This window comes from Pseudomonas sp. AGC41, from assembly GCF_057334555.1.
The window spans coordinates 14,379-18,634 of record NZ_JBHFJB010000154.1 but is presented as its reverse complement, the minus strand read 5'-3'; the positions used below and the strand labels follow the sequence as shown (position 1 = coordinate 18,634).

Genomic DNA, 4,256 nt, shown 5'->3' with positions numbered 1-4,256 from the left:
TATCAGGGCAGCGTCAGCCAGCCTGATGGCGTGGTCATCGAAAAGCTCAACAAGGAACCGCTGCTGGTCGAATACGGCAAGTCGTTCTTCCCGGTGCTGTTCATCGTCCTCGTGCTGCGTTCGTTCCTGGTGGAACCGTTCCAGATCCCGTCCGGCTCGATGAAGCCGACCCTGGACGTGGGCGACTTCATCCTGGTGAACAAATTTTCCTACGGGATCCGGCTGCCGGTGATCGACAAGAAGGTCATCGAGATCGGCGACCCGCAACGCGGTGATGTCATGGTGTTCCGCTTCCCGAGCGACCCGAACGTCAATTACATCAAGCGTGTGGTCGGCCTGCCGGGCGACAGGATTCGCTACACCGCCGACAAGCGTCTGTTGGTCAACGGCGAACTGGTGGCCGAGCAACTGATCGGCTCCGAGCCGGGCACGCTGGGCAGTGCCGAGCTCTACAAGGAAAAACTCGGCGAGGCGGAACACTTGATCCGCAAGGAAATGAGCCGCTACCGCGCCACGCCGGACCATTCGTGGAGCGTGCCGGCCGGGCACTATTTCATGATGGGCGACAACCGCGACAACTCTAACGACAGCCGCTACTGGGATGATCCGAACATTCCCAGGGACATGCTGGGCATGGTCCCCGACCGCAACATCGTCGGCAAGGCCTTTGCAGTCTGGATGAGCTGGCCGGAACCCAAACTCAGTCACCTGCCGAATTTCTCGCGGGTTGGCCTGATCAAGTAATCACCCACGGCGCTGTTGAACACAGCGCCGAATGCATTTCTGGAGCCTGCACAAGGCTGCCCGAAGGCATGAAGCCAACGATAGTCAGGACGTCATTTTTGAACACAGCGTTAATTGTCCCAAGCCAACGGCACTCAGTCGCCGTGGCGGTGGAATCCAGCCACGAACTCAGCGTGGGTAAACCGTGAGCGTTTCTCTAAGTCGTCTCGAGCGTCAGCTCGGCTACACTTTCAAGGATCAGGAGCTGATGCTCCTGGCCCTGACTCACCGCAGTTTTGCCGGGCGCAACAACGAACGCCTGGAATTCCTCGGCGATGCCATCCTCAACTTCGTGGCCGGCGAGGCGTTGTTCGAACGTTTCCCCCTGGCGCGGGAAGGCCAGTTGTCGCGTTTGCGTGCACGGTTGGTAAAAGGTGAGACCCTGGCCGTGCTGGCCCGTGGTTTCGACCTGGGCGATTACCTGCGCCTGGGCTCCGGCGAGTTGAAAAGTGGCGGTTTTCGTCGCGAATCGATCCTGGCCGATGCCCTGGAAGCGCTGATTGGCGCGATCTATCTGGATTCGGGCATGGAAATGGCCCGCGAGCGGGTGCTGGCCTGGCTGACTTCCGAGATCGACAGCCTGACGCTGGTGGACACCAACAAGGATCCCAAGACGCGCTTGCAGGAATTCCTGCAGTCGCGCAGCTGCGAACTGCCGCGCTACGAAGTGGTGGATATCCAGGGTGAGCCGCATTGCCGAACCTTCTTCGTCGAATGCGAAGTGGTCCTATTGAATGAAAAAAGCCGGGGCCAGGGCGTCAGCCGTCGTATTGCCGAACAGGTAGCGGCCGCTGCAGCACTGATCGCCCTGGGCGTGGAGAATGGCAATGACTGATACAACCGTCACCCGCTGCGGCTATGTCGCCATCGTTGGCCGGCCGAACGTGGGCAAGTCGACATTGCTCAACCACATCCTCGGCCAGAAGCTGGCGATCACGTCGCGCAAGCCGCAGACCACCCGCCACAACATGCTCGGCATCAAGACCGAAGGCGCCGTCCAGGCGATCTACGTCGACACGCCCGGCATGCACAAGGGTGGCGAGAAGGCCCTGAACCGCTACATGAACAAGACGGCCTCGGCGGCGTTGAAGGACGTTGACGTGGTGATCTTCGTGGTCGACCGCACCAAGTGGACCGAAGAAGACCAGATGGTCCTCGAGCGTGTCCAGTACGTGACCGGTCCCTTGATCGTTGCGCTGAACAAGACCGACCGCATCGAAGACAAGGCCGAGCTGATGCCGCACCTGAGCTGGTTGCAGGAGCAGTTGCCGAGTGCCCAGGTCATCCCGATCTCTGCCCAGCATGGCCACAACCTCGACGCGCTGGAGCGGGTGATCGCCGAGCACCTGCCGGAAAACGATCACTTCTTCCCCGAAGACCAGATCACCGACCGCAGCAGCCGTTTTCTCGCCGCCGAACTGGTCCGCGAAAAAATCATGCGCCAGATGGGTGCCGAGCTGCCGTACCAGATCACGGTGGAAATCGAAGAGTTCAAGCAGCAGGGCAAGACCCTGCACATCCATGCCTTGATCCTCGTCGAGCGTGACGGCCAGAAGAAAATCATCATTGGCGACAAGGGCGAGCGCATCAAGCGCATCGGCACCGAGGCGCGCAAGGACATGGAGCTGCTGTTCGACTCCAAGATCATGCTCAACCTGTGGGTCAAGGTGAAGGGCGGCTGGTCCGATGACGAGCGGGCGTTGCGCTCGCTGGGTTACGGCGACCTGTAATCTGATTGGCTGGGGGCGGGCTCTTGTGGCGAGGGAGCTTGCTCCCGCTGGGTTGCGAAGCAGCCCCAGAACCTGCGACTTCGTTCGGCCAGACATACCCCGCTGCCTGATTTTACGACTGCTTCGCAGCCGAGCGGGCGCCCGCTCCCTCGCCACAGGATCTGTTCATCCATTGATGTCTTGCTGATACTCAGGCCCCCGATGTCGCCCAACCAACCCCTCGCCCAATCCGCCTACGTCCTCCATAGCCGCGCCTACCGCGAAAGCAGCGCCCTGGTGGATTTCCTCACGCCGCAAGGGCGGCTGCGGGCGGTGTTGCGGGGAGCGCGGGGCAAGGCCGGGACGCTGGCGCGGCCGTTCGTGCCGCTGGAAGTCGAGTTTCGCGGCCGGGGTGAGTTGAAGAATGTCGGGCGCATGGAAAGCAATGGCGTCGCTTCCTGGCTCAATGGCGAGGCGCTTTTCAGTGGCCTGTACCTCAACGAACTGCTGATCCGCCTGCTGCCCGCCGAGGATCCCCATCCCGCGGTGTTCGACCATTACACCGCCACGTTGCTAGCCCTGGCCGAGGGTCGACCCTTGGAGCCATTGCTGCGCTCTTTCGAATGGCGCCTGCTGGATGACCTGGGCTACGGTTTCGCCCTGGACGCTGACCTGCACGGCGATCCTATCGCGACCGACGGTCTGTATCGCCTGCAAGTTGATGCAGGCCTGGAGCGGGTCTACCTGCTGCAACCAGGACTGTTCAACGGCGTCGAACTGCTGGCCATGGCCGAGGCCGACTGGACAGCGCCAGGCGCGCTGGCAGCGGCCAAGCGTCTGATGCGCCAGGCCCTGGCGGTTCATCTGGGCGGCCGGCCGCTGGTCAGTCGCGAGTTGTTTCGCAAGCCCTGATCTCCCCGTATGCTGTGGCCGAATCTCTGTCCATTCAGGAGCGCTTTTCGTGAGCACCAGCAATCGCATTCTTCTCGGCGTGAACATCGACCATGTCGCCACTCTGCGCCAGGCCCGTGGTACGCGTTACCCGGACCCGGTCAAGGCCGCACTGGACGCCGAAGAGGCGGGCGCCGATGGCATCACCGTGCATTTGCGCGAAGACCGTCGGCACATCCAGGAGCGCGACGTGCTGCTGCTCAAGGACGTGCTGCAGACCCGCATGAACTTTGAAATGGGCGTGACCGAGGAAATGATGGCGTTCGCCGAACGCATCCGTCCGGCGCACATCTGCCTGGTGCCGGAGACGCGTCAGGAATTGACCACCGAAGGCGGCCTGGATGTAGCGGGGCAGGAGTCGCGGATCAGCCTGGCGGTGGAGCGCCTGTCGAAGATCGGCGCCGAGGTCTCGCTGTTCATCGACGCCGATGAACGGCAGATCGAAGCCTCCAAGCGTGTCGGTGCGCCGGCCATCGAGCTGCACACCGGGCGTTACGCCGATGCCCAGACTCCGAGCGATGTCGCCGATGAACTGCAACGGGTCGCCGATGGCGTCAGCTTCGGCCTGGCCCAAGGGCTGATCGTCAACGCTGGCCATGGTCTGCATTACCACAACGTTGAAGCCGTCGCGGCCATCAAGGGCATCAACGAGCTGAACATCGGCCACGCGCTGGTAGCCCATGCATTGTTTGTCGGGTTCAAGTCGGCTGTGTCGGAGATGAAAGCGTTGATCCTGGCGGCTGCCAAGTCTTGAGGCCATCCCTAAAGCTTGCTTAAGGCCTGCCTGATCCATTGTGGCGGGGGGGGGGGGGG

5 protein-coding genes are annotated in these 4,256 nt (G+C 62.0%); all 5 read left to right on the top strand.

Annotation, left to right across the window (positions count from 1 at the left end; translation table 11 throughout):
- Positions 1-744: signal peptidase I (lepB, locus tag ACE04F_RS25875; protein WP_486110490.1), on the top strand; the 744-nt coding region annotated here is incomplete at its 5' end.
- Positions 745-928: 184 nt separating this feature from the next.
- On the top strand, positions 929-1,618 hold the full coding sequence (rnc, locus tag ACE04F_RS25870; RefSeq protein WP_030139612.1) for a ribonuclease III: 690 nt from the start codon (positions 929-931) through the stop codon (positions 1,616-1,618).
- Positions 1,611-2,513, top strand: coding sequence for a GTPase Era (era, locus tag ACE04F_RS25865; RefSeq protein WP_486110489.1), 903 nt, complete (start codon positions 1,611-1,613; stop codon positions 2,511-2,513). Before rnc ends, era begins: the two co-directional genes overlap by 8 nt.
- A 201-nt stretch (positions 2,514-2,714) precedes the next feature.
- Positions 2,715-3,404 carry a DNA repair protein RecO gene (gene recO, locus ACE04F_RS25860; protein ID WP_486110488.1) on the top strand — a complete coding sequence of 230 codons (690 nt, stop codon included), beginning with the start codon at positions 2,715-2,717 and terminating at the stop codon, positions 3,402-3,404.
- A 49-nt stretch (positions 3,405-3,453) separates the two neighbouring features.
- A complete protein-coding gene (gene pdxJ, locus ACE04F_RS25855) occupies positions 3,454-4,197 on the top strand; it encodes a pyridoxine 5'-phosphate synthase (RefSeq protein WP_486110487.1) in 744 nt (247 codons plus the stop codon).
- Positions 4,198-4,256: the final 59 nt, after the last annotated feature.